At 45.1% G+C, this 26,610-nt stretch carries 25 protein-coding genes; 15 read left to right on the forward strand and 10 right to left on the reverse strand.

Translation table 11 applies throughout. The features are described 5' to 3' along the window. Window positions 1–45 precede the first annotated feature (45 nt). On the forward strand, window positions 46–1,746 hold the full coding sequence (locus tag K0C01_RS10950; RefSeq protein ID WP_221169734.1) for a methylmalonyl-CoA mutase family protein: 1,701 nt from the start codon (window positions 46–48) through the stop codon (window positions 1,744–1,746). Window positions 1,747–1,823: 77 nt separating this feature from the next. Here K0C01_RS10950 and meaB read toward each other — a convergent pair whose 3' ends face one another. Then, entirely contained in the window at window positions 1,824–2,849 is a 1,026-nt protein-coding gene (gene meaB / locus K0C01_RS10955) for a methylmalonyl Co-A mutase-associated GTPase MeaB (RefSeq protein WP_221169735.1), read from the reverse strand. Beyond that, complete coding sequence (locus tag K0C01_RS10960) at window positions 2,846–3,259, reverse strand: cobalamin B12-binding domain-containing protein (RefSeq protein ID WP_221169736.1); 414 nt, start codon at window positions 3,257–3,259, stop codon at window positions 2,846–2,848. Before K0C01_RS10960 ends, meaB begins: the two co-directional genes overlap by 4 nt. A gap of 219 nt (window positions 3,260–3,478) precedes the next feature. Between K0C01_RS10960 and K0C01_RS10965 the strand changes: the two genes are divergently transcribed. Beyond that, complete coding sequence (locus K0C01_RS10965) at window positions 3,479–4,603, forward strand: acyl-CoA dehydrogenase family protein (RefSeq protein ID WP_221169737.1); 1,125 nt, start codon at window positions 3,479–3,481, stop codon at window positions 4,601–4,603. A gap of 54 nt (window positions 4,604–4,657) precedes the next feature. Here the strand turns inward: K0C01_RS10965 and K0C01_RS10970 are convergent, their stop codons facing one another. From K0C01_RS10970 to K0C01_RS10980, 3 genes are all read right to left on the reverse strand, one after another. Further along, window positions 4,658–5,521 carry a 3-hydroxyacyl-CoA dehydrogenase family protein gene (locus K0C01_RS10970; protein WP_221171261.1) on the reverse strand — a complete coding sequence of 288 codons (864 nt, stop codon included), beginning with the start codon at window positions 5,519–5,521 and terminating at the stop codon, window positions 4,658–4,660. Between the two features lie 116 nt (window positions 5,522–5,637). Further along, window positions 5,638–6,018, reverse strand: coding sequence for a Zn-ribbon domain-containing OB-fold protein (locus K0C01_RS10975; protein ID WP_221169738.1), 381 nt, complete (start codon window positions 6,016–6,018; stop codon window positions 5,638–5,640). Further along, window positions 6,015–7,181, reverse strand: a complete 1,167-nt coding sequence (locus tag K0C01_RS10980) for a thiolase domain-containing protein (protein WP_221171262.1) — start codon at window positions 7,179–7,181, stop codon at window positions 6,015–6,017. Before K0C01_RS10980 ends, K0C01_RS10975 begins: the two co-directional genes overlap by 4 nt. 410 nt (window positions 7,182–7,591) lie before the next feature. Here K0C01_RS10980 and K0C01_RS10985 point away from each other — a divergent pair, with 410 nt between their 5' ends. Then, the gene (locus tag K0C01_RS10985; RefSeq protein WP_221169739.1) at window positions 7,592–8,737 is read left to right on the forward strand and encodes an acyl-CoA dehydrogenase family protein; all 1,146 of its coding nucleotides are present in this window, start codon (window positions 7,592–7,594) and stop codon (window positions 8,735–8,737) included. A gap of 4 nt (window positions 8,738–8,741) precedes the next feature. On the opposite strand, the gene uvsE is transcribed toward K0C01_RS10985, so the two are convergent. Next, a complete protein-coding gene (gene uvsE / locus K0C01_RS10990; protein WP_221169740.1) occupies window positions 8,742–9,647 on the reverse strand; it encodes a UV DNA damage repair endonuclease UvsE in 906 nt (301 codons plus the stop codon). A gap of 193 nt (window positions 9,648–9,840) precedes the next feature. After that, entirely contained in the window at window positions 9,841–10,515 is a 675-nt protein-coding gene (locus K0C01_RS10995; protein ID WP_221169741.1) for a nitroreductase family protein, read from the reverse strand. 146 nt (window positions 10,516–10,661) lie between these two features. On the opposite strand from K0C01_RS10995, the gene K0C01_RS11000 reads away from it, so the two are divergent. From K0C01_RS11000 to K0C01_RS11035, 8 genes are all read left to right on the forward strand, one after another. Then, on the forward strand, window positions 10,662–10,883 hold the full coding sequence (locus tag K0C01_RS11000; protein WP_221169742.1) for a DUF3311 domain-containing protein: 222 nt from the start codon (window positions 10,662–10,664) through the stop codon (window positions 10,881–10,883). Beyond that, a complete protein-coding gene (locus K0C01_RS11005; protein ID WP_221169743.1) occupies window positions 10,880–12,427 on the forward strand; it encodes a sodium:solute symporter family protein in 1,548 nt (515 codons plus the stop codon). Before K0C01_RS11000 ends, K0C01_RS11005 begins: the two co-directional genes overlap by 4 nt. An 818-nt stretch (window positions 12,428–13,245) precedes the next feature. Next, entirely contained in the window at window positions 13,246–16,116 is a 2,871-nt protein-coding gene (locus tag K0C01_RS11010) for a helicase C-terminal domain-containing protein (RefSeq protein WP_221169744.1), read from the forward strand. Window positions 16,117–16,435: 319 nt separating this feature from the next. Then, window positions 16,436–17,815 (forward strand): hydrogen peroxide-dependent heme synthase, encoded by a 1,380-nt coding sequence (gene hemQ, locus K0C01_RS11015; protein ID WP_221169745.1) that lies wholly within the window; start codon window positions 16,436–16,438, stop codon window positions 17,813–17,815. 412 nt (window positions 17,816–18,227) lie between these two features. Next, a complete protein-coding gene (locus tag K0C01_RS11020) occupies window positions 18,228–18,521 on the forward strand; it encodes a 2Fe-2S iron-sulfur cluster-binding protein (RefSeq protein ID WP_221169746.1) in 294 nt (97 codons plus the stop codon). Between the two features lie 566 nt (window positions 18,522–19,087). Next, entirely contained in the window at window positions 19,088–19,999 is a 912-nt protein-coding gene (locus tag K0C01_RS11025; protein ID WP_221169747.1) for a DMT family transporter, read from the forward strand. Window positions 20,000–20,054: 55 nt separating this feature from the next. Continuing rightward, window positions 20,055–20,360 carry a hypothetical protein gene (locus K0C01_RS11030; RefSeq protein ID WP_221169748.1) on the forward strand — a complete coding sequence of 102 codons (306 nt, stop codon included), beginning with the start codon at window positions 20,055–20,057 and terminating at the stop codon, window positions 20,358–20,360. Window positions 20,361–20,500: 140 nt separating this feature from the next. After that, window positions 20,501–21,037, forward strand: a complete 537-nt coding sequence (locus tag K0C01_RS11035; protein WP_221169749.1) for a cob(I)yrinic acid a,c-diamide adenosyltransferase — start codon at window positions 20,501–20,503, stop codon at window positions 21,035–21,037. Between the two features lie 74 nt (window positions 21,038–21,111). Here the strand turns inward: K0C01_RS11035 and K0C01_RS11040 are convergent, their stop codons facing one another. Beyond that, the gene (locus K0C01_RS11040; RefSeq protein ID WP_221169750.1) at window positions 21,112–22,665 is read right to left on the reverse strand and encodes an FAD-binding domain-containing protein; all 1,554 of its coding nucleotides are present in this window, start codon (window positions 22,663–22,665) and stop codon (window positions 21,112–21,114) included. A gap of 163 nt (window positions 22,666–22,828) precedes the next feature. On the opposite strand from K0C01_RS11040, the gene K0C01_RS11045 reads away from it, so the two are divergent. From K0C01_RS11045 to K0C01_RS11055, 3 genes are all read left to right on the forward strand, one after another. Further along, the gene (locus K0C01_RS11045) at window positions 22,829–22,993 is read left to right on the forward strand and encodes a hypothetical protein (protein WP_221169751.1); all 165 of its coding nucleotides are present in this window, start codon (window positions 22,829–22,831) and stop codon (window positions 22,991–22,993) included. A 314-nt stretch (window positions 22,994–23,307) separates the two neighbouring features. Further along, window positions 23,308–23,496, forward strand: a complete 189-nt coding sequence (lysW, locus tag K0C01_RS11050) for a lysine biosynthesis protein LysW (RefSeq protein WP_221169752.1) — start codon at window positions 23,308–23,310, stop codon at window positions 23,494–23,496. A gap of 167 nt (window positions 23,497–23,663) precedes the next feature. Further along, complete coding sequence (locus K0C01_RS11055; RefSeq protein WP_221169753.1) at window positions 23,664–24,128, forward strand: DUF8743 domain-containing protein; 465 nt, start codon at window positions 23,664–23,666, stop codon at window positions 24,126–24,128. A gap of 25 nt (window positions 24,129–24,153) precedes the next feature. Here the strand turns inward: K0C01_RS11055 and K0C01_RS11060 are convergent, their stop codons facing one another. Continuing rightward, entirely contained in the window at window positions 24,154–25,539 is a 1,386-nt protein-coding gene (locus K0C01_RS11060; protein ID WP_221169754.1) for a cryptochrome/photolyase family protein, read from the reverse strand. A gap of 44 nt (window positions 25,540–25,583) precedes the next feature. On the opposite strand from K0C01_RS11060, the gene K0C01_RS11065 reads away from it, so the two are divergent. Then, entirely contained in the window at window positions 25,584–25,760 is a 177-nt protein-coding gene (locus tag K0C01_RS11065; protein WP_221169755.1) for an ArsR/SmtB family transcription factor, read from the forward strand. Window positions 25,761–25,944: 184 nt separating this feature from the next. Here K0C01_RS11065 and K0C01_RS11070 read toward each other — a convergent pair whose 3' ends face one another. Beyond that, window positions 25,945–26,385: a GNAT family N-acetyltransferase gene (locus tag K0C01_RS11070; RefSeq protein WP_221169756.1), complete on the reverse strand. Its 441-nt coding sequence runs from the start codon at window positions 26,383–26,385 to the stop codon at window positions 25,945–25,947. Window positions 26,386–26,610: the final 225 nt, after the last annotated feature.

Consider the following 26,610-nt stretch of genomic DNA (forward strand, 5'->3'; position numbering starts at 1 on the left):
TTCTGGCGATAGAACTTTATTGATTGATTATAATATTGTCTGATAATGTTTGACGAGGATGAACTTGAGAATATCCGTGAGCAACATGAGCAATGGGAAGAGGATACTCTTCAAGGGTATCTCAATACATATGGAGAACGGAAAGGCCGATTTGCAACTGTCTCCAACAAAGAAGTAGATAGAATCTACACGCCAGAAGATGTTTCCGATCTAGATTATACTGAAGACATCGGTGTCCCTGGAGAGCCACCGTATACCCGTGGTGTATATCCTACAATGCATCGAGGCCGGACGTGGACCATGCGGCAGTTCGCTGGGTTTGGAACTGCCGAAGAAACAAATGACCGGTTCCATTATTTGATCGAAAATGGGCAAACAGGGTTATCCACTGCTTTTGATATGCCCACTCTCATGGGGATTGACTCCGATAATCCGATGAGTAAAGGCGAAGTTGGAAAAGAGGGCGTAGCTGTGGATACTCTCCGTGATATGGAGATTTTATTCGATGAGATTGATATTGGGGAAGTGTCAACATCATTTACAATTAATCCATCAGCACCGGTAATTTATGCAATGTATATCGCACTCGCTGATAAGCAGGGCGTTCCTCGTGAAGAGATTAGAGGCACATTACAGAATGACATGTTTAAAGAATTCATTGCCCAAAAAGAGTGGGCAGTTCCTCCTGAGCCCTCACTAGAAATAGTAACTGATACTATAGAATTTGCCGTTGATGAAACACCACGGTTCCATCCAGTCTCGATTTCTGGCTATCACATTCGTGAAGCTGGATCAACTGCGATACAGGAAGCAGCGTTTACTCTCGCAGATGGATTTGGATATGTCGAAGATTGTCTTAATCGAGGTCTTGATGTAGATGAGTTCGCTCCTCTTCTATCGTTCTTCTTTAATTCTCATAATTCAATCTTTGAGGAGATCGCTAAGTTCCGAGCCGCACGACGGATATACGCGCGGGTAATGGAAGATTGGTATGATGCTGAGGAGCCAGAATCAAAAAGGCTAAAATTCCACACACAAACAGCTGGCCAGTCACTCACCGCTCAGCAGCCGTTAAACAACATTGTCCGAGTAACTGTACAGGCCCTTGCTGCTGTCATGGGAGGTACACAATCACTTCATACCAATAGTTTTGATGAGGCTTTGGCCCTTCCAAGCGAAAAAGCTGTGCGTGTAGCACTGCGAACGCAACAAATCATTGCTGAAGAAACAGGCGCAGCTGATATTGTTGATCCGATGGGAGGTAGTTTTGCAATTGAGAAACTTACAAATGAGATGGAGTCAGAGATCATGGAGTACATCACTGAAATCAAAGAGATGGGTGATGGATCAATTCGAGATGGTATTCTTCGAGGTATTGAGAATGGATACTTCCAGCGTGAAATCCAAGACTCTGCCTACGAGTATCAACAGCGCGTTGAGAGCGACGAGGAAATTGTCGTCGGGGTAAACAAGTATACAATTGAGGAAGATACGGATCCAGATATTCTCAAGGTCGATGAGGAAGTCCGTGATCGACAATTAGAGCGCTTATCAAATGTCAAAGAAGCTCGTGACAACGAGGCAGTCTCTGAGTCGCTGCAAGCACTTGAGAAAGCAATCAGAAACGATGAGAATATCATGCCATACGTGATTGACGCCGTCAAATGCTATGCAACAATGGGTGAAATAATGGACGTACTCAAAGATCAGCACGGAACATATCAAGGTCAAGTTGCAATGACATGACTTACTCCTATTCTATTTGAGTCCCTCGATTAGCCCGAAGATGGATGCCAGGAATATAAAGCCAGATGAATGGATGTTCAAGATGACTGTCCTTTAATTGCATCAAGCAGGTCATCAGCAACAGAATATGGATCAGTTTGCCGTTCCATTACTGCATCAACTTTCTGTTCTATCCCACCAGATTTCTCAATTTGATCCTCAACCAATGCTGCGACGTCTTCCCGGATAAGTCGTTGAATCTCCGCAGCGTATCGTTTTCGCTCTTGTGCTTGCCCCTCTCCGGTGTCTTCAAGCCACTGTGTACGGTCGTCTAGCTCTGATAGAAACGTATCTACACCTTTACCAGATTTTGCGACAGTCTCTACAACAGGAGGTTTCCAGTCATTCTCAGAGGTGTCCATTGCAACAGCACCGTCATTAAATGCATCAACTCCATGATGACCAGCGGCTGGCGCGTCTTCCTGCATGTGAATCATTTCTTGTAGTTCTTTCACTGTTTTATCCGCTCCATCGAGATCTGCCTTGTTGACGACAAAGATATCAGCGATTTCCAAAATACCTGCTTTCAGCATCTGAATATCATCACCAGATGCTGGCGGAACAAGGACTGCAACTGTATCTGCGGTTTTGACGACATCTATTTCATTTTGTCCAGCTCCCACTGTCTCGATGATGATTTTGTCTTTCCCGAACGCATCTAATGCTTTGACGGCATCGGTTGTGGCTGTTGAAAGACCACCAAGTGCTCCTCTTGCAGACATAGAACGGAAGAAAACATCCATATCACCGACCGTTGAGTTCATCCGAATGCGGTCTCCAAGTACTGCTCCACCGGAAAAAGGAGACGATGGATCAACAGCAATAACACCTACTGTTTGTCCTTGTTCACGGTACATTTCGGCCATCTTGTCGACAAGTGTTGATTTTCCAGCTCCAGGTGATCCTGTAATGCCGATAATGTCTGCGTTCCCCGTGTGTGGATGGAGATTTGATACTAATTTCCGATAGCCAGAGGACCGATTTTCAATCGTCGTGATTGCTTCAGCTAATGCCCTGTGGCTCCCATTAAGTATTTCAGGTACCAGCGCTTCAGTTTCGGTCATTTTTCCGGAACGTTCTCCTCAATAAACTCGATCGTCTCTTCAACTGGAGTCCCTGGCCCGAATATCCCATCAACACCTTGGTCATATAGATATTCTTGATCGTCGTCTGGGATAATTCCACCAACGAGAATTAGTGTACTTTCAAATGCGTCATACTCTTTTAATCCATCAACAATCTCTGGAACAAGTTCATTGTGTGCTCCTGAGAGAATAGAGATACCAAGGACATCAACATCTTCTTGAACAGCAGCCTGTACGATGTCTTCCGGGGCATTATGTAGACCAGAATAAATCACTTCAAACCCAGCATCCCTAAATGCTCGAGCGATCACATGTGCCCCTCGATCATGACCATCAAGGCCAACCTTTGCGACCAGACAGCGGATCCTTTCTTGCGTTTCAACGCTCATGGTCTTTACTAATAATATGGTATGTAATGATTTTAACGGAATAACAACCGAAAAATAATATCAGTATTAGAATCAAACGGAGATCGGTTAAGTCCACTCCCTGTTTGTAATCGTGTGTGCTTGACGTCTCTTCGATAGCATACTATATCGAACCTATTATACACCACGTGCTATGTGGTAAATCGTCACATCTTAGTTAATTGATTGTGTGGTAATACTATGGAACTAACCGAGGAACAACAGATGGTTAGAGACATGGTTCGGCAATTTGTTGACGATGAAGTTGTTGAGGCAGCACGGACTGCTGAGAAAGAAAAAACCTTTCCGGAGGATATCTGGGATGAGCTAGCCGAGCTGGACTTGACTGGATTGACCACTCCAAAAGAGTACGGTGGATTTGATGCTGATATGCTAACGTACAGCCTCGTGAATGAAGAATTAGCGAGAGGACACTTAGCGTTAGCTACAGCGCTTTCCGTTCACTGTATGGTAACGTCGTGTATTCGTCAGTTTGGTTCAGAAAGTCAGCGTGATCGATGGCTGCCAAATATGAGGGACGGACGCCCTGTTGGAGCGTTTGCACTCTCTGAGCCTGATGCTGGCTCCAATCCTGCAGAAATGACAACTGAAGCAGTCCGTGATGGCAACGAGTTTGTCATCAACGGGACAAAACAATGGATTACGAACGGTGAACGAGCGGATGTTGTTATTTTGTTTGCTAAAACAGACTCTAATGACCCAGACACTGTGACACAATTCTTGGTCCCGAAAGATACAGATGGAGTCAATGTTGGGAAACACGAAGAAAAGATGGGAATGAAAGCCAGCGATACGACAACACTGAAGTTTGATAACGCTCGCATCCCAGCCGAGAATCAGCTTACCGATGTTGGAAGGGGGCTCAAGGCTGCATTTTCCATCCTTAATGGTGGGCGAGTAGCCATCGCAAGTCAAGCAGTCGGTGTTGCTCAGGCGGCTCTTGATGATGCTATTGAGTATGCAAATGACCGAGAACAATTTGGTACCGAGATTATTAATCATCAAGCGATTGGTCAAAAATTGGCTGATATGCAAACTGACGTGCAAGCAGCACGACTTCTAACCTATGATGCGGCTAAGAAGAATGAAAATAGTGTAGATGCGATGGCGGCAAGTATGGCCAAATATTTTGCAAGTGAAACTGCCGTCAACGTTGCAGATGACGCTGTGCAAGTCCATGGTGGGTACGGATATGCAAAGGACTTTGATGTTGAGCGATATTATCGAGATGCTAAGATTACAACAATTTACGAGGGAACATCAGAAATACAGAAAAAGATAATCGCCCGCCACCTAAAAGAATAAAACAACGGTGTGCTTACCAGCAGCTAACTACGGCGTGTGAGGTCGTGCAGTATTTTACTCATATGTGTAGAATCCTTTTCCTGTTTTCTTCCCGAGCTCATTCGCCTCGACTTTTCGCTTTAGTAGATAAGCAGGCTTGTACCGGTCTCCAAGTTCCTCATAAAGCGTCTGACTAGCATGTAGGCAGATATCTAACCCAATATGATCAGCTAGCTCAAGTGGCCCCATTGGAACGTTAGTACCGAGCCGCATGCCTTTATCGATATCCTCTTTCGTTCCGACCCCTTCATCGTAGGCTCTAATACCTTCATTAATCCAAGGCATTAAAATTCGGTTTGTGATAAATCCAGGCTTATCATCGGACTCCCATGTCTGTTTGTCTAGGTCTTCAGCAAATTGATGAGCAAGATTAACCACTTCGTCCGGCGTTTTTTCACCAACTACAATCTCTACTCCATCCATAATCGGAACAGGATTCATAAAGTGGATCCCGACAACACGTTCAGGGCTGTCAGTAGCACTGGCAATCGAGGTGATTGAGAGCGTACTTGTGTTTGTTGCCAGTACAGTGGTATCATCAGTTAATTCCGACAGCTCAGTAAAAATACTCTGTTTAATTTCCAAGTCCTCAACAGCTGCTTCGATGACTAAATCTATATCCTCAAGATCCTCGAGATCCGTCGTTCCATCTATTCGGCCGATGATCTGCTCTTTTTCTGTCTCAGAAAGCTGATCCTTCTCAACGAACCGCTGAAGGTTCTGATTGATGTTTGAGAACCCCTCTTCAATGAGTTCCTGCTCAATGTCGCGCATTACGACATTGTAACCAGAACTTGCGGCAACCTGTGCAATACCACTTCCCATCGTTCCCGCTCCGACGACTCCCACACTGTCGATTGATTCGACGGTGTATGACATCATTACATAGTCACTTGACCACAGTGATATGTGATTCGGTATTATTCATTAATTTCTAGGACATTCTAATAGTCAGTGATGTTAATGTGCCAAAAAATATGCAAGACCTGATTGCGTTATTTGGGAGTAAATACAACAAGTGGATACTCTAGCTTTTCAAGACGTTCAATTCCAATTTTTACTTGCTGACCGATTTCTGGGTCTGTCTCAAAACCACGGAGCTGACCTGTGATTCGCACCGAACCAAATTCTGCAATTGCAACCGTATAAGGCGACACATGTTCCAATGGAGATGGTGCAACATGAACTTCTGAATAGGTTAGCAATTTACCTGCATTTGGCATTGGTTCTCGTGAGATCTCCTTATTACCAGAAGCAGGATCCACGTACCTTGGAGGAACCATCCCGTGAGTCTCAGTTCCAGACAGATAGTACGGCTCGTCGTTCTCAATTGCACTGAAAAATTCCTGGATTTCAGAGATTTCTTCGTTACTCATTCTTTCACCTCCAATACATGAACAACAGCACTCGCTACAGTCCCTCCAGCATTATGTGTTACCCCGATTTCGACGTCATCAACGTAGGGGCTATTTACATGAGTCCCTCGAAGAAGTTTCGTCATTTCAGTAATTTGCGCGCAACCAGTTGCTCCGACTGGATGTCCTTTCGCTTTTAGTCCGCCAGACAGATTTACTGGGAGTTCTCCATCGGCAGTTGTTTCCCCACGCCTAGCGGCACCAATCGCTTCACCACGCTCATAAATTCCGAGTGCTTCCAAGGCTAAGACCTCAGCAATCGTGAAACAATCATGTGCTTCAATCAAGTCGATATCGTCTGATGTGATATTCGCTTCCTGATACGCGCTTTGGCTAGCTTCATTCGCTGCTTGTGTCCATGTCATTGTCTCACGATCAGTTAATGTATATTTGTCACCTCCTTGGCCAGTCCCGGTGATTGCAATTGGCGCGTCTATCCCCGTTTTTTCGGCATACTCTTCGGACACCAACACAGCCGCAGCGGCTCCGTCGCTAATCGGAGAGCAGTCGTATACACTAAACGGTGAGCTTACCACCGGGGCATTCAGTACATCGTTAATATCAATTTCCCGCTGGAAATGCGCTAGATCATTATTAATCGCGTTTTTGTGATTTTTCACTGCAATGTGTGCCAAGTCTTCTCGTGATCCGCCGAACTCGTGGAAATATCTATTAGCCATCAGAGCGTACGCCCCAGGGAAGGTAACGCCCATATTACTCTCCCAAACTGCATCTGCTGCCGCCGCAAGAGCATCTGTCGTCTCAGATGTTGACAGTGTGTTCATACGCTCTGCACCGCCAACTAATACAACATCTGCTTGTCCAGATTGAATCTGTGTTATCCCATGCCTGACGGCAAGGCCACCAGATGCACAGGCACTTTCAACTCGAGTTGCAGGGGCATCCACACCTGCTGCGTCGGCAACTAGTGGACCTTGGTGGCCTTGGTTCTCTGCAATCTCCCCGATGAAATTCCCATAGAACACATGATCAATATCTTTCTGCTCCAGTTCTGCGTCCTGTATCGCCTCTGTTGCTGCTTGTGCAAACAATTCTCGGGTACGCTTCGCTGACCATTCCCCAAACTTGGTCATACCAACGCCTGCGATGCGAACGTTCTCCATCATTGAATCCTCCGTGCAGCTGATTTTATCTTCTGTGTCATACTCAACTCACGCTATTTACTCAAATGTGTACCTCGTGTCAAGAGGCACAGTGTTCGTTCTACGATATGAGAACAACTGACATGTATTTTTGGTTTTATACTATATCATATTGATTATCAAGCTAAGCAGAATGCTATCAATATAGATTGTAAGTATAGTAGCCGTTTGGCGAATCTGTTTACGAAATATAAGCTTATATTGGTAATAAATATATGATAATGGCTTTCTAACATAATATATCTATTATTATGCAATTCCTTGGCGACGACTTACTTCGAGATAATTTCTATCGACATGTATTAGGTATAATCCCTTGCATGCTTGCTGCAGTGATAATCAATTTGTAGCTACACAAATATAACATTAGTATGGACTTTCAGCTGACTTCCGAGCAAAGGCAAATTAAGGAAATGGTAGCTGAGTTTGTCGATGAGGAGATTGTTCCGGTTGCTGATGAAATTGATCACAAAGATGAATTTCCATGGGAAATCATTGACAAACTTGCATCGTTGGACCTCATGGGGATGCCGTTTCCTGAAGAGTATGGTGGTGCTAATCTTGATTATCACGCCTACCCTGAAGCGTTGCTTGAAATCTCTCGAGGATCTGGTGGCATTGGCACAATTGTTGCGGCACATATCTCGCTTGCAGGGAACATGATTAATCAATTTGGCTCAGATGGGCAAAAAGAAACTTATTTAACACCGTTAGCGAGGGGAAGTGACATCGGTGCATTTGCGCTATCAGAACCCGATGCAGGGTCAGATGTCCCCTCGATGGAAACTACTGCTGAAAAAGACAGTGACGGCTACTGCATCAATGGTAACAAACTCTGGATTTCAAATGGATCGGTCGCCGACACGGTTATTTTGTTTGCAAAAACAGACCCAGAGGCAGGCCAAAATGGGATTTCGTCGTTCATTGTTCGACCAGAAGAGGACAACGGTTTTATCGTAGAAGGTACGGAGGAAAAGCTTGGTGACAAGGGTTGTCCGACTGCGGAGTTACGATTTGATGATATGTGGATTCCGGAGGAGAGGCGTCTTGGAGATGAAGGTGATGGATTTGTTCATGCACTAAAAACGTTGAATGGCGGACGTATTACGATTGCTGCCCGGTCAGTCGGGATCGCACGGGCAGCACTTGACGCTTCAATTGATTACAGTCAACAACGTGAGCAGTTCGGCCAAGAAATATCAGGGTTCCAATCTATTCAACATAAGATAGCCGACATGGACACAAAAGTGCGTGGTGCTAGACTATTGATGCATGACGCAGCAGATAAAAAGATTCGCGGCGATCGCTTCGTTAAGGAAGCAGCTCAAGCAAAACTGTATGCGTCAGAAATCTCTCGCGAAGTAGCTAACGAAGGGATTCAGATTCACGGAGGGTATGGATATACCAAGGACTTCCCAATGGAACGGTACTACCGCGATGCTAAACTCAACGAAATCTATGAGGGGACAAGTGAAGTACTGCGCAATACAATAGCAAGTGAACTGCTTGCAAAATAACGCATCAGACGAACTTATCTGGGGTATATCGTAGTACTGATTGCTCTTTTTGATGGGATTCAATTATAACATCTGCTCGCTTTCGAAGCCAGTCGGGAAGATCAGACACGTACTCTGAGTGGTCTTGTGGCCTGGCGTCAGAATCTCCGTGTAACCGAGATGTTTCAGAATAATGCGCAATTGGCCGGTGATTTCCCCAAGTCGATACTGCCATCTCAAACGCTTCACGATAAGTTAAACCACGGTCAGTAAATTTGTGATGGTGATAATCGAATGTCACTGGGATTCCAGTACGATCGCTGACCTGATTTACAAGCTCCTGAATACTCCATAGTGATTCCTTGTCATCATTTTCAACTACAATTCGACTTTTTGCTTCTGGCGGAAGATCATTGATCACCTCACAAAATCGGTCTGCGGTTGCTTCTTTATTGCCATAGTGAGCACCAATATGCACGTTAATCGCATACCGGGGTGAACGATCTAATTCCATTAGGTCAAGCCATTGGCCGTGACACACTACAGAACGAACGGATCGTCTGACCGTATCTTCGGACTCGCTAGCCAATTTGCACCAATGGTCTGGATGGAACGTTAGTCGCATATCCTCGGACTTGATTAGCTCGCCGCACTGCTGCGCGATTTCCTGAATTGTCTCATAGTTCGGCAACTCATTAAGATCAAACTGAGAGTTCCATGGCACCAGACCTGAGCTACATCGATATAAATTAATATTATGCTTATAATTCCATTGTAAAATCGCTAATAGATCTCGAAAATTCTGTTCAGCTAGCTCCCCAGCATATTTGAGACCCTTTGACTCCCATGTGGATTTACGCATGTCCCGATTGCATCGGCGTGGGGTATCAGAGTCACGAAGTGTGCGATTCATCGCAGCATACCCAAGCATACCGTAATAAAGTGCCCTCAGCAATGTATACCTGGTTGAATATGATGACTGAAATATTGCAAGTCATAAACTCTCCAAGAAAAGATGCAGTCTGTTGAGCCCGGATAAGATCTACGTTGAATATAAAAATAAGGTTAGCCTGTCAGTTAGCTATGCGGTCAACGGGCTCGGGATCAGGCTCCGGGCCCTTGGCCTAATTATCTGCAGACGGGTCCAAAAGTGTTGTTTCGGACGATGGATCAAATGATTCGTAGTGAACAACGTCATCAACTGGCCGTCGGCCTTTGCGCTCGTTTTCTATATCAGAGGTATCAGCCGCTGGGTATCCAAGTGTAATCAGCATAACCGGTTCATACTCATCTGGGATATCAAACGTTTCAACAAGAGCTTCCGAGTCAAAACCTTCCATCGGACAACTTGCAATGCCTTCATCCCAAGCAGCAAACATAAGCGTCATTGCAGCAAGTGCGGTCGACCGGGTGGTCCAAGTTCGCTTATCTGCTTTGGACATTGTGTTCATCTTCTCAACATTGTTGATTAGTGATTCTTTGACATCATTATTGGGAAGGTAGCCTTTCGCCAACCAGTCCTCAAAGACTGCTTCTGAGTGTCGGGTCAAATCGGTAGAACCAAGAACAATTACTGAGGTGTCTGCTTCAACGACATGATCTTGATTATAGGCGACCTCTTTCAGCCTCTCCTTTGATTCTTCCTCGCGTAGCGCAACAAATTCCCAAGGCTGTAGATTGTATCCTGATGGTGCAAGTGTTGTCCTTTTGAAAATACGCTGTAGTGTGTCTTCCTCAATTGACTGGTCACTATATTCGTGAACGGATCTTCTTGTCTGAACAAGTTCAGTAAAGTCCATACATACCATTGTAATCACTTACCAAAGAAAACACTGATTCAGTAATGTTGTGCGCAGATATAGCACAAGCGCAACTTCTCAGTCTTGCTCCGTGCTGGTCGTCCGACACATCAAAAACTATCGAGTAAAATATCAGTAGCAAGAGAATGTCTGTAAACCGAATGTTGGTCGTTTGGTCTATTGTTGGTGCCATTCTGGTCGGACTTGCCATTCCATGGTTTCTTTGGGGGGTTGATCAGGTAGTTGCTGGACTCCCAGTCTGGATTTGGTGGCACATCGTCTGGATGATTGTCGCTGCTATTTTATTTCGCATCTTCGTTAAGCGAGCTTGGGGAATTGGCGTCCGTTGTTCAGGTGATCAGCGATGAGTGAAGCTCTCCAACTAGGCATTATCATAGGATATCTCTTCGTTGCGTTGGGTATTGGTATCGTTGCGTATCGACTCACAGAACGAACTGCAGAAGATTACTACTTAGCGAGCCGAAGTTTTGGTACCATTGTCTTGTTGTTTACTGTGTTTGCGACGCTCTTGTCAGCATTTACCTTCTTTGGCGGGCCAGATGGAGCTTACCAGCATGGACCAGAATGGCTACTGATAATGGGACTTATGGATGGTATTATCTTTGCGATTCTCTGGTATATCATCGGGTACAAACAGTGGCTCATGGGAAATCAGCATGGGTACATTACACTTGGTGAAATGCTAGGTGATCAGTTTAAATCCACCGCCCTCCGCGCGCTTGTTGCCCTTGTGTCGTTAATCTGGCTGTTCCCATATGTGATGTTACAACAGATTGGAGCAGGTGGCGCAATAGAGGCACTGACAGACGGTACTATTCCCTTTTGGTTTGGTGCTACACTGATAACCGTGTTTATGATCCTGTATGTTGTCTTGGCAGGGATGCGCGGAATTGCATGGACAGACACACTACAGGGGATATTTATGCTCGTTGCTATTTGGGCAGCATTTCTTTGGATCCTATTAACAACAGAAGGCATCGGAGTAATTAATAATACACTGGCTATGGAACATCCAGAATTTCTAGCGCTGGGAAGTGAGTTCTACACGCCACAACAGATGTTGACACTCGCTATTAGCATCGCGTTCGGTGTTGCGATGTTTCCACAAGTTAATCAGCGCTTTTTCACTGCAGAATCGGAGGCGGTTCTCAAGCGATCGTTTTCTCTATGGCCAATTCTTGTGCTGTTACTCTTTGTTCCTGCATTTCTACTAGGTACATGGGCACAGGGACTTGGAGTAACCGCAGATATTGGGGCTGGTGAAAATGTACTGCCAATCCTGCTTTCAGAGTATACCCCTGTTTGGTTCGCCGCTCTTGTCGTCGCTGGTGCACTTGCTGCAATGATGTCTTCATCAGATGCTATGTTACTCTCTGGCTCATCGTACTTTACACGAGATGTGTATCAGCCTCTGATCAATCCAAATCTTTCAGAAGACAAAGAAAGTTTTCTTGGTCGAATTATTGTTACTGTCTTTGCTGCCGCTGCATTGGGTGCAAGTCTATGGGTCGAAGCAGGAGGCGTTGCAGCTGGAACAATCGGAGCAATCTTGCTTGATATTGGGGATCTTGCATTTGGAGGTTTTGCACAGCTTGCTTTTCCAGTACTTGTCGCGATGTACTGGCAGCGAACCACTGATAGAGGAATTATTTCTGGTATTCTTGTCTCGCAAGCAGTTTATATGAGCTTTAATTTTGTCTCTGCTACTACGATTGGAATCCCAGTCGTTGGTAACGTTACAATCTTTGCAAGCACGTACTTTGGCTGGGGGATTTCACTGTACTGTATGCTACTAGGCCTTGTCACAACAGTTGTTGGGTCACTTCTAACAACAAAAACAGTAGAAAATACAATGAACACGGAGGTTGATGAGGCGGCATCGAAACAGTAGTTTTCCAAGCACCGAACTGGTAGGCCATTATCCGTTATCCGACGTTCGAAAGAAGGATACGATATCAAGTGTCGTTGTCTCCACGAGAGCGAGATCAATCACCCAACCAAGAGCAGATAATCAAGAATCAACAGCAAACTTCCAGACCATGCGACAGCAATCAAAATCTAAAAAGTAAGTGGTCCTCCCACAAAGATGAACCACAGTGCCCAAATGACTCGAAAAGCAAGCTCATACTCTCCACCGAGCAGCGAATAAATACCAAAAAACACATTGTCACAGCAAAAAGCAGCCCAATCCATCCGGTTCGGAAAAACTAGTCGGGCCCTTGGTCTACAGATTAACAGGCAGAGTGCCTCGGGGCTTGACCCCGGAGCCGTTCACATTGCTTGTCAACATCTGGTAGGTGAATGGAATCCCTACCAATACGAGAATTGCTGCTCCGATGCGTCGTCAAATACCCATCTCGTCAAGTAGATAACGTGCCAACATGTACCACACTGTTGATTAACTCATTGATCAGACCTTTCAATTATCCGAAACACTTGATCGACCACTCAACTCGCTGTCGGCGATACTGGAGGTAATTCTGTCAGTATCCATCTCAGTGTACCTCTAAGTCGTCTCAGATTTATATGACAAGAAAATCAACATCTATATACGTGAACTACCCACTGTCCACATCGTAACACAGCATACAAGCAGGAACACCAATAATAGTGTAATGTGAAAATTAATGCCCCACATTGTTCTGGAGTATCTCATTGCAGGGCTCAAACTAAGCAATCACAAGATACCGTGACTGTTAACTCAACGCTATGACCGAGACAATAACCCGCGAACAGATGGAGAATTTCTGGACAAAATACTTTCCGTACGAACGGGTGTACAATGACCAGGTTGACGGGATTGAAACATTTCTAAATACACTTGCTAGTCGTAATCACATGCTGATGGAGGGTGCATGTGGGACTGGAAAAACACTTATTGGATTAACCGCCGGACTATCGGCGATTCGTGAACCAGCAGAATGGGCCACACATCAACAACAGAAAAGCGGTTGGAACAAGACTGGCTCATTGCCGACATATGAGCGTGTATTCATTGCAACCCCTGTTAAGCAACAGCTGAAGCAATTCGTTGAAGAAATGCGAGTAATTAATAACCAGCAGCCTGCTGATGGAGCAATCTCAACGGTCGTATTGCGAGGAAGGGATGACATGGTTCCTTATTTGTCTGATTCCGTTGGCAAGAATCAGTATGACCGAGACGATGTTGATACCCTGCGGCAGCGATCTCGTGAGCTTGTTTCTCCACACTCAGATTATGACATTAACTGGGGGTTAGTGTCTGCTAGTGCAACGAGGTGGTCGCCACCAGAAAATGCCTCTGTAGTAGAACAGTATGATCCAAATCGCATTCGTGCTATATTGGAACGACTTGAGGAACACGTTGACTCACAGGGGACATCACAGATGAATATTGATGGACAGCGTGTTCCGTATCCTGAATACCTCCCAAAGCTAAGCGACGTGGCCAATGTTCCAGAAATCGCTAATGGCCGGTTTGATCCATTTTATATTGGTTTTCTTGCACATGCACATCCTGAGATTCATGAGTATGAACAACTCACATTTGCCGATCTTCCTGATAGTATTGTTGATACACATTCCCTGTGGAAAAAAGCAATAACGCGAGGAATTTGTCCCCACAGCCAAATGGCACACTTACTAGAAGAAGCTGATGTTGTTATCGGTAACTACTACCATGTATTGGATCCAATGAGCCGGCAGTTGACAAAAAAGAAAGTCGATGTTCTCGATGGAGAGACAGTCCTAATTTTGGACGAAGCACATAACTTGGAAACTATCGCACGAGATGTTTTTAGCTTCGAGTGTAGTCGGGAGACTCTCGAGGAGACACAGCAATCAGTCGGGGCAATTGAATCGATGGTGGAACAGCGATATGAGGACTTTACCACATTAATACCCGGAGAGAACCCATTTGAGCAGATCACTTCGATGGAAGACTTGGAAACATTTCAAAATCAAGTAGTTGCCAACCTCACTGATCAAATTGATTTACAACAACTCCCATTTAATTCAGAAGCTGAGATTTTTGAATTATTCAAGGCAGATGATATCCCAGACGACAAAACATGGGACGACTTGACTGCCGACACAGGAAAGGGACGGCGTGAAGCTGCAAACCGGGCGTTTGGTGGGAGCAGCCAATTAGTAAAAATGATACTTCAAGACCTTACGGACAATGAAAATACTGTCCGTGAACTTCTCCGACCGGTGTCTGGAGCACTACGCCGAGCGCAGTCAAAGTTACGAGAACAGGCTGAAACACTCGTTTCGAATGACTATCCAGATCGTGAGTATCCAACAATTGAAGAAGTAAGTGAGCACGGACTTCAACGGTACGAAAAGAGCATTGACCGACCAAAGAGTACAAACAAAGACGAGATTACTAAAGAAATTGCTGACGCTGTTCGGGACGATTTACCATCCGGCTATCAGACAATATGGTCCCTTCTTGAAGAGATAGAAGGGATCATTACACTTGTTAATCAAATTTTACCAAAAGATAGCCAGCTCACAGCATCTGCTAGCTCATTTCTTCTTACTTGGGGCAAAGCAGATCGTACGCAGTACTTTAGAGAAGTTATTGTTGAACCCACCGTGAGCGAAGACACAACCGGGGAAGCCTCAACATGGCAGGACCTATGGACCGCCAGATATCGAATTCACAATACTCTCCCAACAGAACAACTTCGACATCGGTTTAGCGAAGTCGGAAGTGTACTACTTATGAGTGCAACTCTTGAACCGCTGGAAGCATATCAAGAAACAACCGGAGTTGGAGACAGTCTTTATCCTTCTTCTTTTGATACTGATAATGACCTTGGAAAATTAATGACGGTGCCGAAAAGTACAACCACAGATACACGAGAGATAATTACTCGACAGTATCCACTACGATTTTCGGAAACAAATCGAGGAACATACGCCGTAAAGCTACCCAAGTTTACCTACAAAAACCGAGGAGATCCGGTCACTCAACTTAAGCAGATGTCACGTTGTCGTCAGCAGTACCTGCATGCGCTCGAGGACGCTGTGTGCCGGATCCCGAATGTTTTGATCTGTATGCCTTCGTACCGGGAAGCTCAGTGGGTGGTTGAGATACTTGAGGAGCGGGTTGATAAGCCAATTTACCTTGATCAATCCAGCTCTGCAACAGAAACAAGCGAGTTACTTGATCAGTTTATGCCGGCTAATGAAGCAATACTTGTTACGTCCTCTCTTGGGACAGTAATTGAAGGTGTAGATTACAAAGGAGACGCATTGCATGGGACAATTGTTGTCGGTATCCCGATCAAACCACAGACTGACCGTAGACAAGCGACCATCGATGCATATGACGCACGATTAGACACATTGGACGGCTGGACAGCCGTTAATCAAATCCCGGCAATTAGAAAGGCACGACAGGCAATTGGACGGGTTATTAGAGGGCCAGAAGAACTTGGTGTACGGTTATTCTTCGATGAACGGTATGCTTATACAGAACACCAACGCCGCGATGGCGTTCAAAATTACCTTAGCGAGCAGGAGCAACAGGAAGTCATGGATATCTCACCTGAGTATATTCAACCGGCTGTTGATCGCGTTCTTAAGCAGTGATATCACAGAAGGGGGATAATCTGACTAACTTTCTCACCCGGCTGAATCCAGGAGCGTCGGCTTAACACACGATGGCTTAATCTCTCTATCGGTCGTGCTTCTTAGATCCATATATTAACTTATTTGATACAAGTTAGAGTCCGTACTCAAGGCATCTGAATGTAAATATAATTGCTTTGTATATGAAAAATATTACAGGCATATCACCACATTTCTCTTATTATTAATTCAATTTTTTATCTACAGCATATAATTTTGAACAAGAAGCATAATTTTGTCATACCAGAAAATAAAAGTTACAGAGGTCATAAGACGGAGCATGACATCTGCACCAATCCAGGGGATGGCTCCACCGCAAACTGACGAAGGGTGGTACGCAATGCATGACTTTCGGAAAATAGATTGGCAGCGATGGCGGGAAACATCACCTGAAGAAAAAGAGGCTGTTATCTCAGAGGCAACCGAATTTTTTCAACAGGCTGAATTAGCCTCCGACGCTTCTGAGGGTGAATCCGCAGTTTGTTCGATACTCGGGGCAGATGCCGACCTATTGTTGTTCCATCTGCGTCCAACTATGGACCATCTGTCAGCAATAGAGCGGCAATTCAACCAAACAAAACTAGCATCATATACTACCTCCGCTGAATCGTATATCGCTGTCACTGAAATCTCAGATTATGTCTCTGAGTCGTACTTTGAAGAAGAGAATGTGAGCCCGGGCATGCAGCGTTACGTCAATATGAAGCTATATCCGTCACTGCCGGATGATGAGTATCTTTGCTTTTATCCAATGGATCGACGGCGGAGAGAGAAAAAGAACTGGTATACAGAGTCGTTCGAAAAAAGAGCAGCAATGATGGCAGAACATGGAGACACCGGCAAACAGTACGCAGGACATGTATCACAAATTGTCACCAACTCAATCGGATTTGATGATCATGAATGGGGAGTTACGCTGTTTGCTGACGACCCAGTGAAACTGAAAGATATTGTGTACGAAATGCGATTTGATAAAGCCTCTTCCGAGTACGCCGACTTTCCATACTTTCATATTGGTCGCCGGTTTGCTCCTACGGATCTTCCTGCCTTCCTTTCTGGTGAAGTTGTCCCATCAAACGCATCAGTTGAGCATACCCCGCTAAATGACCACGAAGAGAATATCTCTCCTCCCAACAACGTGAGTAACAAGACTTCTGAAGGTAGCCAAGAAGGGAATAACTCATCAGTAGTGTATGCATGTGCAGCTCAGTCATCTGCAGCATTAGATCATATTGATGATAGTGTAAATGAGTTGTCCGATGATTTTACCGAATACGATTCCCACATTCAGACAACGAGGTATAAGCTTGAATTTACAGATGACAGCAGATTTGTCATATCAATATGGAAGTCTGAAAAAGCAGCACATACCGCTACGGATTTTCTCTCTATTATTCCCAAGTCGACAGTAATCAGTAGCCAGATAAAACAGAACGCACTATACTGGGAGGACATAGATCCTGATCGCATAGAGACATTAAAAGACGCGTCCACATTGCAAGCAGATAACACGGACGGAGCTCGTTTGCTTCACAGCTCCGGGTCTAACAACCACTCTGTTGTCGTGATTGCAGACGAAGACGTTGTAGCGTGCGATTCTGAACAGCAATCAATACAACCTGACCACCATGGTGCGCGAGAGCTACAGTTTATATCATAGTCACAGCTAGGGATATGTTATAGCCTCCTGAAAATTAGAAAATCAATGACTCAAGCGTATGATTCAGAACTTACTCAATGTAACTGGAATATTACACCTCGTTCCGGGAGTCGCTATTGTATTATTAGGTCTAATCTACTCTGATAATACGCTTATATTAACAGGCACTGGTTTGACAGTCGGTGGTATTGTTATTTTTTCAATCACACTGACTGGGTATGGTAGCGTATTGAAAGATTATATTTTTAATAAACTATAACAGAAGTACAGCCCTCCTTTGCAGTGGCCAAGCACAATTTGATGGTCGAACATCACTATTAGTTTGTGTATTAAATATTAGATATATTATAATCTGTAAATTTCATCATGTAGAACATTTTTGTGCACAACGTTACTATACACACGCAATAACATGCCAGTTATTACTTACCAAGGTGAACAAATCGAGTGTGAATCAGGCGATACACTTCGGGAAGTGCTGATTAATCACGACAAAAGTCCGCATAAAGGGATCACGAAGAAAATCAACTGTGGTGGTAATGCAACTTGTGGAACATGCGCTGTTCGGATTGTTGAAGGACCCGTTGGAGAACCGGCTGGAAGAGAAAAAACCAGACTACGGCTTTCGACACACGATGATGTTGAGTCTGTACGACTCGCCTGTCAATATAGCGTATCTGACGATCTGACAATTGAAAAGCCGTAAATATACTGTCTATGACCGGGTAATATGAGTAAACTTCCCCCGCCCTACTCTGCTCGGGCTGCACCCTCGCTTCGTTGAGGACGGGGCTTCCTGTCTCTCGAACAGGACTTCCTGATTGCACGACGGCACTTGCAGACACTTCATGGGTGGCATCCGTGTCCACAGCGGTGCCAGTCTCCGCAGGCGTTGCTTTGGATTGTCCAAATCCTACTTGCTGGTGACGGAAAAATAGCGACTGACCGCGGGTATGATCCCGCTCTAAGCCAGCCTCATGAATGGATTCCGTCACAATGTAGCGTATATCATCAACCGAATTGAATGTTGGTTACAGCGAGCGTGCGGCTGTATCCCCGCCCTACTCGCTCCCGTTGATCGCTCCTTGAGGACGAAAACGTAACCTAAAAGTTAAATCCACGTTTGTGAAGGTAGTCGAGACGATATACTCAATTTTCAGACTACTAATTATACACTTAGAATACATTCGTTTAATTATATCAATTCTATGTATAATGCTGACTGAAAAGCTATATACGAGTTCCTGCCGTTCGATTGAATGCTGCCAATAGATGAATACATATCGGACGATCGGGGTTTTTGCTTTGTTAGCATTTTTCTGGGGGACGGCCTTTGTTGCAATCAGAGCTGGTCTTGCTAATCTTCCGCCTGTTCTCTTTGCTGGATTTCGGTATGATATAGCCGCAGTCATCATGCTTGGGTATGCTATATTCGTCACCGAAGACTGGCTACCGCAGTCGAAACCAGACATTATTGCCGTGGGAATCAGTGCCACTTTCGTTATTGCGTTGTATAATGCATTTCTATTTGTTGGCCAGCAAGAAGTAACATCCGGAGTGGCAGCGATTATTGTTGCGACAAGCCCTATAATTACGACTGCTCTTTCGTGGGTTTTGGTCCCAGAGAATCGTTTGACTGTTACTGGTCTTATTGGCTTAGTTGCAGGATTTATTGGTGTTGGACTTGTTGCAGTCCCTGATCCGACAGCACTTACTACTGGAGAGATAGAGTCTTCCTTGTTGGTCCTGCTCGCTGCATTTTCTGTGGCCTTGGGCAGTGTGCTGCTACAGCGACTCAATCACTCGCTTTCGACAGAAGCCACGGTTGCTTGGGCCTGTGCTATCGGAGCGATTATGCTTCACGTGATTAGTTTTAGCCTCCCCACAGAGTCATTGAGCGAAGCTACATTCACATGGGAGGCAGTTATTGCAACTGTGTACCTGGCTGTCTTCGCAAGCGCAATTGGATATTTCTTCTACTTTGATTTACTTGAGCGCGTAGGCGCCGTTGAAATTAATCTTGTATCATATGCTGCTCCAGTATTCGCTGCACTATTTGGGTGGTTGTTACTAGATGAGCAAATTACAGCTCAGACCGTGCTTGGATTCGGCATTATCTTTGCTGGATTTGTCTTGTTAAAGCGTGATGCGCTCGTACAGCGTGTGCATACACATATACTATGAAACGAACCGAGCCAGGTAAGAACTATTATCCGACACCATAGCGTATCTTCAATTAATGAACCTGCGATCCAAGCCGTACTTCCCAGTATTGATGACGATACTTATCGCCGGGCTTGGCCATGCTTTTCTTGGATATATCCGCAGGGGTATCATCTGGTTTGGTGGATATGTGTTTGCACTTGTTGGGTTGAGCGCATATACACCAATACTATTTGGTGGAGACGTTACATCACCATTCTTATTGCAATTAGTCGAGGGAGAGATTGCTCCAACTGGAGCAGTATTCCCTCTTGTAGTCCTTGTCCTCTGCATAATAGATGTGTATCTGTTACACCGAGCAAATAGTCAGACCTCAGACTGAGGACACTAAGAGCTGACGGCAAGTCTTAGACAACAACGTCTGAAAGTATTCGATATTTAATAATAAATATAGAGATTCATACAAAGAAGCAAGTCACAAAATGACTAAACTTACGAGTCCCTCATCCTGCTATACGAGCAATGGGAAATAAAGGGAAAATACATCTTTACTATGGACCTGGGAAAGGAAAGACAACTGCAGCAATTGGAACTGTTCTTCGGTTTCTCGGTCACGATAGCTCGGCAGTAGTATTGCAGTTTATGAAGGGAAATCAATCCATTGGCAGTGAATACGGAGAGATAACGTATCTTAACGATGTTGAATCAGTTGATATTTTCCAATATCCTACACGGCACTTGACTCCTGACATGAGCCTAACACAGGATGAACAGGGACGTATACAGACAGGAATAAACAAAGCAAAAGATGCTGTTTCTGCTGCTGACACTGATGTTGTTGTCCTTGACGAACTCTCACTTCTATGGGCCTTCGATATCTGCGATGTAAAAACGATTCTAAATATCTGTAGTGCAAAACGCGAACGGACAGAATTGCTCATCACCGGTCGACAAGCCCCGCCGGAACTTGTCGATCGTGCGGATTATGTCACATATATGGCTGAAATAAAACATCCATATCAGAAGGACGTTCCTCCACGAGAAGGTGTCGAACGATAGGCCGCTCTTCCAAGTGACCACCTTACTCGCTCCGGCCGGTCGCTTCTTGACGACGGGGACGTAGCCTGTAGGAATTAAAACTGCTCAAGTGTTGATTGATCATCTGTATGCAATGAAACCTCATCTAACTCAGGAATCGTCTCAACTGGTGTTGATGGTGGGTCACCGTCGGGTAATTCACTTGGTGGAGTATCTAAACGTGCAAGTGACGCTCGACGAGCTATTGATTCTGTATGTAGTGCCTGTCTTGCTGGCACTTTTAGTTGCTCGTATAACTGATGTGCACGCTCACGTGCTTGAGCAAACTCAACGACTGGCTCAGGATAGTCTTTCCCGATAATACAGTTTGCCTCTTGCTGAGTTTGTTCTGGAGCACGTTCTGGTCGCTCTAAGTATCCGACTGGAAAATCCTGAAGCTCCGGAATATATTGCTTGATAAATTCCCCTTCTGGATCATTGTCTTCTACTTGTTTGATAGGATTATAAATCCGCATTAGATCTGTTCCAACGGTTCCAGCTTGGTACTGCCACTGCGTATAATTAATGCCTGGGTCCGAGTCGATAAGGTGGTAATGAAAATAATCTGCCCCGATTTTCCACGGCTGCTGTAAAATATCTGTGAAAAAAGAGACACACATTGCGCGCATTCGGAAATTTAACCATCCTGTTTCTCGCAGGCATCGCATTGAAGCGTCAACCATTGGATATCCAGTTTCCCCGTACTTCCAAGCACGAACATATTCTGAATTATAATTCTCTGACCGAAGGTCTTCCATGACTGGGTTAGCCGCACGCTCTGTCCAGCCAGGCCAGTCGACAAGTTTCTGCAGGTAGTGACGGTTCCAGAACAATCGAGAGATAAACATATCTCGTCCAGTGCAATCTGGACAGTGCTCCATAACGTACTGATATACCTCGCGGAGTGATAGACATCCAAACCGTAAGTATGGAGAAAGCTGGCTTGTACCTGTCCGAGCATCACTTGGCGCAGAAATATTCTTTGGATACGATCGAATCTGCCTGGCAAACGACTGTAATGTCTCTACTGCTGCCTGCCTTCCTCCGACTGGTCGATTCGTTTTTTGCGGCGTAATTGCGTATTTTCCCTCAATTTCGTCAACTGACACTTGCTCATCAAGCTGCTCAAAATTAATATCATTAATATTAGGTTTGCGTTGTTCAGCAGTGAACCACTCCTCTACTTCCGCTTCCCAGTTTCTTCGAGACCAACCATCTGATCGTACGAGACCATCTCCTGAAATAAAGTTAACAATTCTCTTATCAGATAGTTTTTGATCGCGTTGATAGCCATGTCTTGCCGTAGGGTCGGCGGTGGCAATGACTTCCCATCCCTGTTTTGAGAGTCGCTGCAGAAGCTCGACTGGATCTCCGTGCCTGTAAATGAGATCTCCACCGACCGCTGTGTATAACTGCTCTAATGACTGAAGTGAATCATGTAAGAAGGCGATTCTGGAATCACAAGCAAGACCGTCTTCCCCGTAAAACGCCGGGTCAAAAACAAAAAGAGGCATAACAGTGTCGTAATTTTCAGTTGCATACGCGACAGCGGCATGGTCAGATAAGCGAAGCCGCCGTCGGTGCCAGATAATTGCCTTCTCGACCGGCATTATACATCCATTAGTCATCCCCCGTGATAGGCTACCGGAAGCCCGATGACATTGCCCATATTTAAGTAAAATTATATTGGCGATCTCAAGGCATATCTTGAGATCTATACTCTGGATAAAATATAATTAAGGATCGTTATGTTTATAATGGTACTGAACAATAGTGAAGGATACGATGCGAGAAACCGATCCCGCCCCGGTCGTTCCAGTCATGCCGACTGCAAATACTGAAAACAGTGAACGGTCTGATGTAAGTGCCGATGGAGGGAAACGTCGTACCCTCCCACCAAAACCAACAGATGCACCAATTGTACCAGATTGCTCATAAATCCGGGCGGGACAGCTGTGAACTGCCTCGAGGTCAAGCCCCGTGGCATTCGCCTCGATTTTCTGTAAAGGCTGATCCGGCTGTGTGTTTTAACTCTTACAGGCTACGTCCCCGTCCTCAAGGAGCGAACCGCGTCAGCGGTGAGTGAGTAGGCAGGGGTAGTTCACTCGCACTAGCAAGTTACTGTAAACAGACTGTGTTATAGTACACCGGATTGTCTTGAATCTATCTTATTGGTAGGATAACGTAACGATCAGAGTACACTGTGAGTCCAAAGCGATGCCTATTAATCAAGGAAAACGTTATACTAAATCATGACAACCAACGAAGATACTATTACAGCAGAGGACCCCATCACTGGCGAAGAAATTGAGCTTCCAGCTGATCTTGAAGTTGGACAGATTGTTGATAGCCCAGTAACTGGAGCAGAGCTTGAGGTTATCTCCACTGACCCAATTGAACTCGAAGAAGCACCTGACCTCGAAGAAGACTGGGGCGAATAACACATTTCCGAATCTTTTTGAGGAAGTTAATGGAACAGCTACAGCTATTGAGTATGCCGAGATTTATTCATCCCAACTTAATGCCTACTCTTTTTTCCCACCAGAAAGTAATGTGATACTGTTACCTCATCCGATATACACATCTGACTGAAAAAGTACTCATAATTATGGATTTGGACCGTTTTGCAGATGATTCTCCGGAAGATAAGGCACCAGAAGATGCGCGTATCTGTATTGTTGCTACGCAAACAGACACATTTGATCGCTGTCGGGACGGAATCTATCCATCACCGAAGTCATATGATCGAACACGGGCGGATTTCGAGTACATGGCTTTTTACCGAACAGCACCAGTCTCAGCAATTACACACTATGCGACAGTCCAGAACCGTACTGAGCAGACACGTGGAGAACCCGGTCCAATGAATGAAAAAGACTGGCAGAAGCTGATTGATCCGTTTTCCAGTGAACGTGTTGTTGTTGTATTTGAAATCGGGGAACTAATTCCAATAGATAATCCTGTCAAGAATGATATGAACGGGGTGAGAGGTGCTTGGTACTGCACGATAAACGATATTCGTGAGTCAGCAACACTATCTGAGCTGGAGACTGTAGCCAGCACAAGTTCTTGACCAGCCGGGGATAGCTCGCTGGAAACTATCGTTTCCCAAGAGCTTCTTCAAAAACACGCTGTGCCCGCTCATATCCTCCATTTCGGTCAACAATTGGATGTGGGTATTGAGGGGCTAACTGACTTCGTTCACCCGGAGACAGTGTTGGCCAGTCGACAATCTTGTCTGCAGGAACATCTTGAAGCTCTGGAATATATTGTTTGACGTATTTAGCTCCTGAATCATACTTTGCGAGCTGACTTACAGGGTCGAAAATTCGGACATCAACCGAATCTGTTCCCGTTGAAGCAATCCACTGCCAACTTCCATGGTTGGACGCGTAATCATGGTCAATTAGCTGTTTAGTAAAGTATCGAGCTCCTTTCCGCCAATCAATTAGGAGGTGCTTTGTTAAAAAGCTAGCTACAACCTGCCGTGGTCGGTTGTGAATGTATCCTTCCTGCTCTAGCTGACGCATGCCAGCATCGACAAGCGGATATCCAGTCTTTCCGTTAGCCCATGCTTTGAAGTCTTCTTGGTCATTGCGCCAGTCAATATCATTTGGGAACGTCTTGTAGTTTGAGACTGCCAAATCTGGCATATAGTACAGTAAGTGATAGTTTTGTTCACGCCAGCTTAGCTCGTACCGGTACTTATCGACGTTGCGGCGCTCAGAACCATGAACAGCATTGTATACCTCGCTTGCCGCTGCCCAGATCTCTCGAATCCCAATCGCCCCTACAGATATATACGGAGACATCCGCGAGACGGTGGTTTTCGGGGATTCAACAGCGCCCGCTAAGTCATCTCGGTTGTCATTATATGAAGTGATACCTTCGTCAATGAATGTATCCAAGCGCTCGCGAGCCCCCTCGTAGCCTGGTTTGGGTAGTTCAATATCAGACGAAGGTGATGGGACTGTTTTTGCATCAGAGAATTCGATAAAGGCATCTGTATCAGGATCACTGAACGGTGATAGCTTAGGAACGTCTTCCCAGTCGTCATAAAATTGGCTGTGATTAGGATACTTAGCATCCAAACGGCTAGGACTTACGAGGACAAGGTCAGTCAGTGATTTGATATCGATATCTTCAGCACTTAGGGTATCTTTGACTGCTTTCTCACGATTTCGTCGCGCTGGACGGTAGTGTTCATTGTATACAACTCGATCAGCATTGTGCTTGGCCGCAATGTTAGGGAGTACCTCTTCCGGTGATCCGGACCGAACCAGTAAATCACTGCCGAGAGATCGATATTGATCCTGCAGTTCGCGGATACACTGGAAGTAAAATGACCGCTGTCTAGAACCAATCGTACCAAGCAATTCAGTGTCATACACAAACACCGGTAAAACATTACCACTTCGAGTGGCAGCCGTTAGCCCGGCATTGTCATGGATTCGTGGATCACGACGATGCCAAAAAATCTGCATATTACTATATAGCTTAGGTACACAATAGTCTGCTTCGCTCCCGAATGATACAGTATATCATACTCATTCCAAAACAACGGCTTGAGACTCTGCGCTGTTTGTCAGAACAAGATATATGTTTAGAATTAATGGAATTTGTCGGAATAGACGGAAAGACAGTAACTCACCACCTCAATGTACTTGAAGAGGCCGATATTGTCTCATCATGCATGGAAGGGTGACGGCGACATTTTCGGCTTGACCGGAATGTGAGAATTGAAATATCACGTTTTCCTGAACGACGGTTCATCGCACATTCCCCAGAGCAGACGAACAACAGGACAAATAGCCATATCACAGGAGCACTGTTTGACCCCGGTGTGAAGTAACATTCTATTTTGGGTAAAAAACTGAGTGTGCGATAGGCTAGTCAAGTGATCGGTGCATTTTGACATGCTTGATACCCGCATCAAGGAATACATCGCCTGATGCAGTATAACCGAGCTTCTCATAAAATTCGGTCACTCCAACTTGGGCATACAACAGTACTGAGTTGTACCCCTTCTTTGCTGCAAGTTCCTCCATTCGTTCCATCAATTTAGTGCCGATACCATTATCTCGATGGGGATTGCAGACAGCAACCCGTTCAACTTTTGCTGTTGATTGGTCGTACTCTCGGAGTCGCGCAGTGCCGACAGGGGTCTCATCTTTCCACGCGAGTGCATGGTATGCTCCCTGATCATTACCATCCATTTCTTCCTGCACTGGCACCCCCTGTTCTTCAACAAATACCTTCTTTCGTACTTGAAATGCTGGAGCTAGATCATCTGCTGCAGTCCGAACTTCAACAACAATCTGATCTACCATTAACAGCACAATATACCGAATAGAGAGATATGTAGGTATTGGAGCTGCAGTGGTTTTCTTTCATTTCAGAGCATATGAACTGTCCGCGTTCAATCAAATAGTAAAGGTCAGTTATATTTGACCGGAAACCCCCGACTGAGATTCAAGATGTGACTGTAGCCTATGCAAATCAGAAATAGCTACCGGCACAATATCCCAACAAAGAGGCATAGATCCAGTTGAATC

This window comes from Salinarchaeum sp. IM2453, from assembly GCF_019693215.1.
In the GTDB taxonomy this organism is placed as follows: Archaea; Halobacteriota; Halobacteria; order Halobacteriales; family Salinarchaeaceae; genus IM2453.

Bases quoted from the DNA above. Each gene is read 5' to 3' on its own strand.
- K0C01_RS10950 (WP_221169734.1), top strand. From the start codon at position 46: ATGTTTGACGAGGATGAACTTGAGAATATCCGTGAGCAACATGAGCAA.
- meaB (WP_221169735.1), bottom strand. From the start codon at position 2,849: ATGACCGAAACTGAAGCGCTGGTACCTGAAATACTTAATGGGAGCCAC.
- K0C01_RS10960 (WP_221169736.1), bottom strand. From the start codon at position 3,259: ATGAGCGTTGAAACGCAAGAAAGGATCCGCTGTCTGGTCGCAAAGGTT.
- K0C01_RS10965 (WP_221169737.1), top strand. From the start codon at position 3,479: ATGGAACTAACCGAGGAACAACAGATGGTTAGAGACATGGTTCGGCAA.
- K0C01_RS10970 (WP_221171261.1), bottom strand. From the start codon at position 5,521: ATGTCATACACCGTCGAATCAATCGACAGTGTGGGAGTCGTCGGAGCG.
- K0C01_RS10975 (WP_221169738.1), bottom strand. From the start codon at position 6,018: ATGAGTAACGAAGAAATCTCTGAAATCCAGGAATTTTTCAGTGCAATT.
- K0C01_RS10980 (WP_221171262.1), bottom strand. From the start codon at position 7,181: ATGGAGAACGTTCGCATCGCAGGCGTTGGTATGACCAAGTTTGGGGAA.
- K0C01_RS10985 (WP_221169739.1), top strand. From the start codon at position 7,592: ATGGACTTTCAGCTGACTTCCGAGCAAAGGCAAATTAAGGAAATGGTA.
- uvsE (WP_221169740.1), bottom strand. From the start codon at position 9,647: ATGCTTGGGTATGCTGCGATGAATCGCACACTTCGTGACTCTGATACC.
- K0C01_RS10995 (WP_221169741.1), bottom strand. From the start codon at position 10,515: ATGGACTTTACTGAACTTGTTCAGACAAGAAGATCCGTTCACGAATAT.
- K0C01_RS11000 (WP_221169742.1), top strand. From the start codon at position 10,662: ATGTCTGTAAACCGAATGTTGGTCGTTTGGTCTATTGTTGGTGCCATT.
- K0C01_RS11005 (WP_221169743.1), top strand. From the start codon at position 10,880: ATGAGTGAAGCTCTCCAACTAGGCATTATCATAGGATATCTCTTCGTT.
- K0C01_RS11010 (WP_221169744.1), top strand. From the start codon at position 13,246: ATGACCGAGACAATAACCCGCGAACAGATGGAGAATTTCTGGACAAAA.
- hemQ (WP_221169745.1), top strand. From the start codon at position 16,436: ATGACATCTGCACCAATCCAGGGGATGGCTCCACCGCAAACTGACGAA.
- K0C01_RS11020 (WP_221169746.1), top strand. From the start codon at position 18,228: ATGCCAGTTATTACTTACCAAGGTGAACAAATCGAGTGTGAATCAGGC.
- K0C01_RS11025 (WP_221169747.1), top strand. From the start codon at position 19,088: ATGAATACATATCGGACGATCGGGGTTTTTGCTTTGTTAGCATTTTTC.
- K0C01_RS11030 (WP_221169748.1), top strand. From the start codon at position 20,055: ATGAACCTGCGATCCAAGCCGTACTTCCCAGTATTGATGACGATACTT.
- K0C01_RS11035 (WP_221169749.1), top strand. From the start codon at position 20,501: ATGGGAAATAAAGGGAAAATACATCTTTACTATGGACCTGGGAAAGGA.
- K0C01_RS11040 (WP_221169750.1), bottom strand. From the start codon at position 22,665: ATGCCGGTCGAGAAGGCAATTATCTGGCACCGACGGCGGCTTCGCTTA.
- lysW (WP_221169752.1), top strand. From the start codon at position 23,308: ATGACAACCAACGAAGATACTATTACAGCAGAGGACCCCATCACTGGC.
- K0C01_RS11055 (WP_221169753.1), top strand. From the start codon at position 23,664: ATGGATTTGGACCGTTTTGCAGATGATTCTCCGGAAGATAAGGCACCA.
- K0C01_RS11060 (WP_221169754.1), bottom strand. From the start codon at position 25,539: ATGCAGATTTTTTGGCATCGTCGTGATCCACGAATCCATGACAATGCC.
- K0C01_RS11065 (WP_221169755.1), top strand. From the start codon at position 25,584: ATGATACAGTATATCATACTCATTCCAAAACAACGGCTTGAGACTCTG.
- K0C01_RS11070 (WP_221169756.1), bottom strand. From the start codon at position 26,385: ATGGTAGATCAGATTGTTGTTGAAGTTCGGACTGCAGCAGATGATCTA.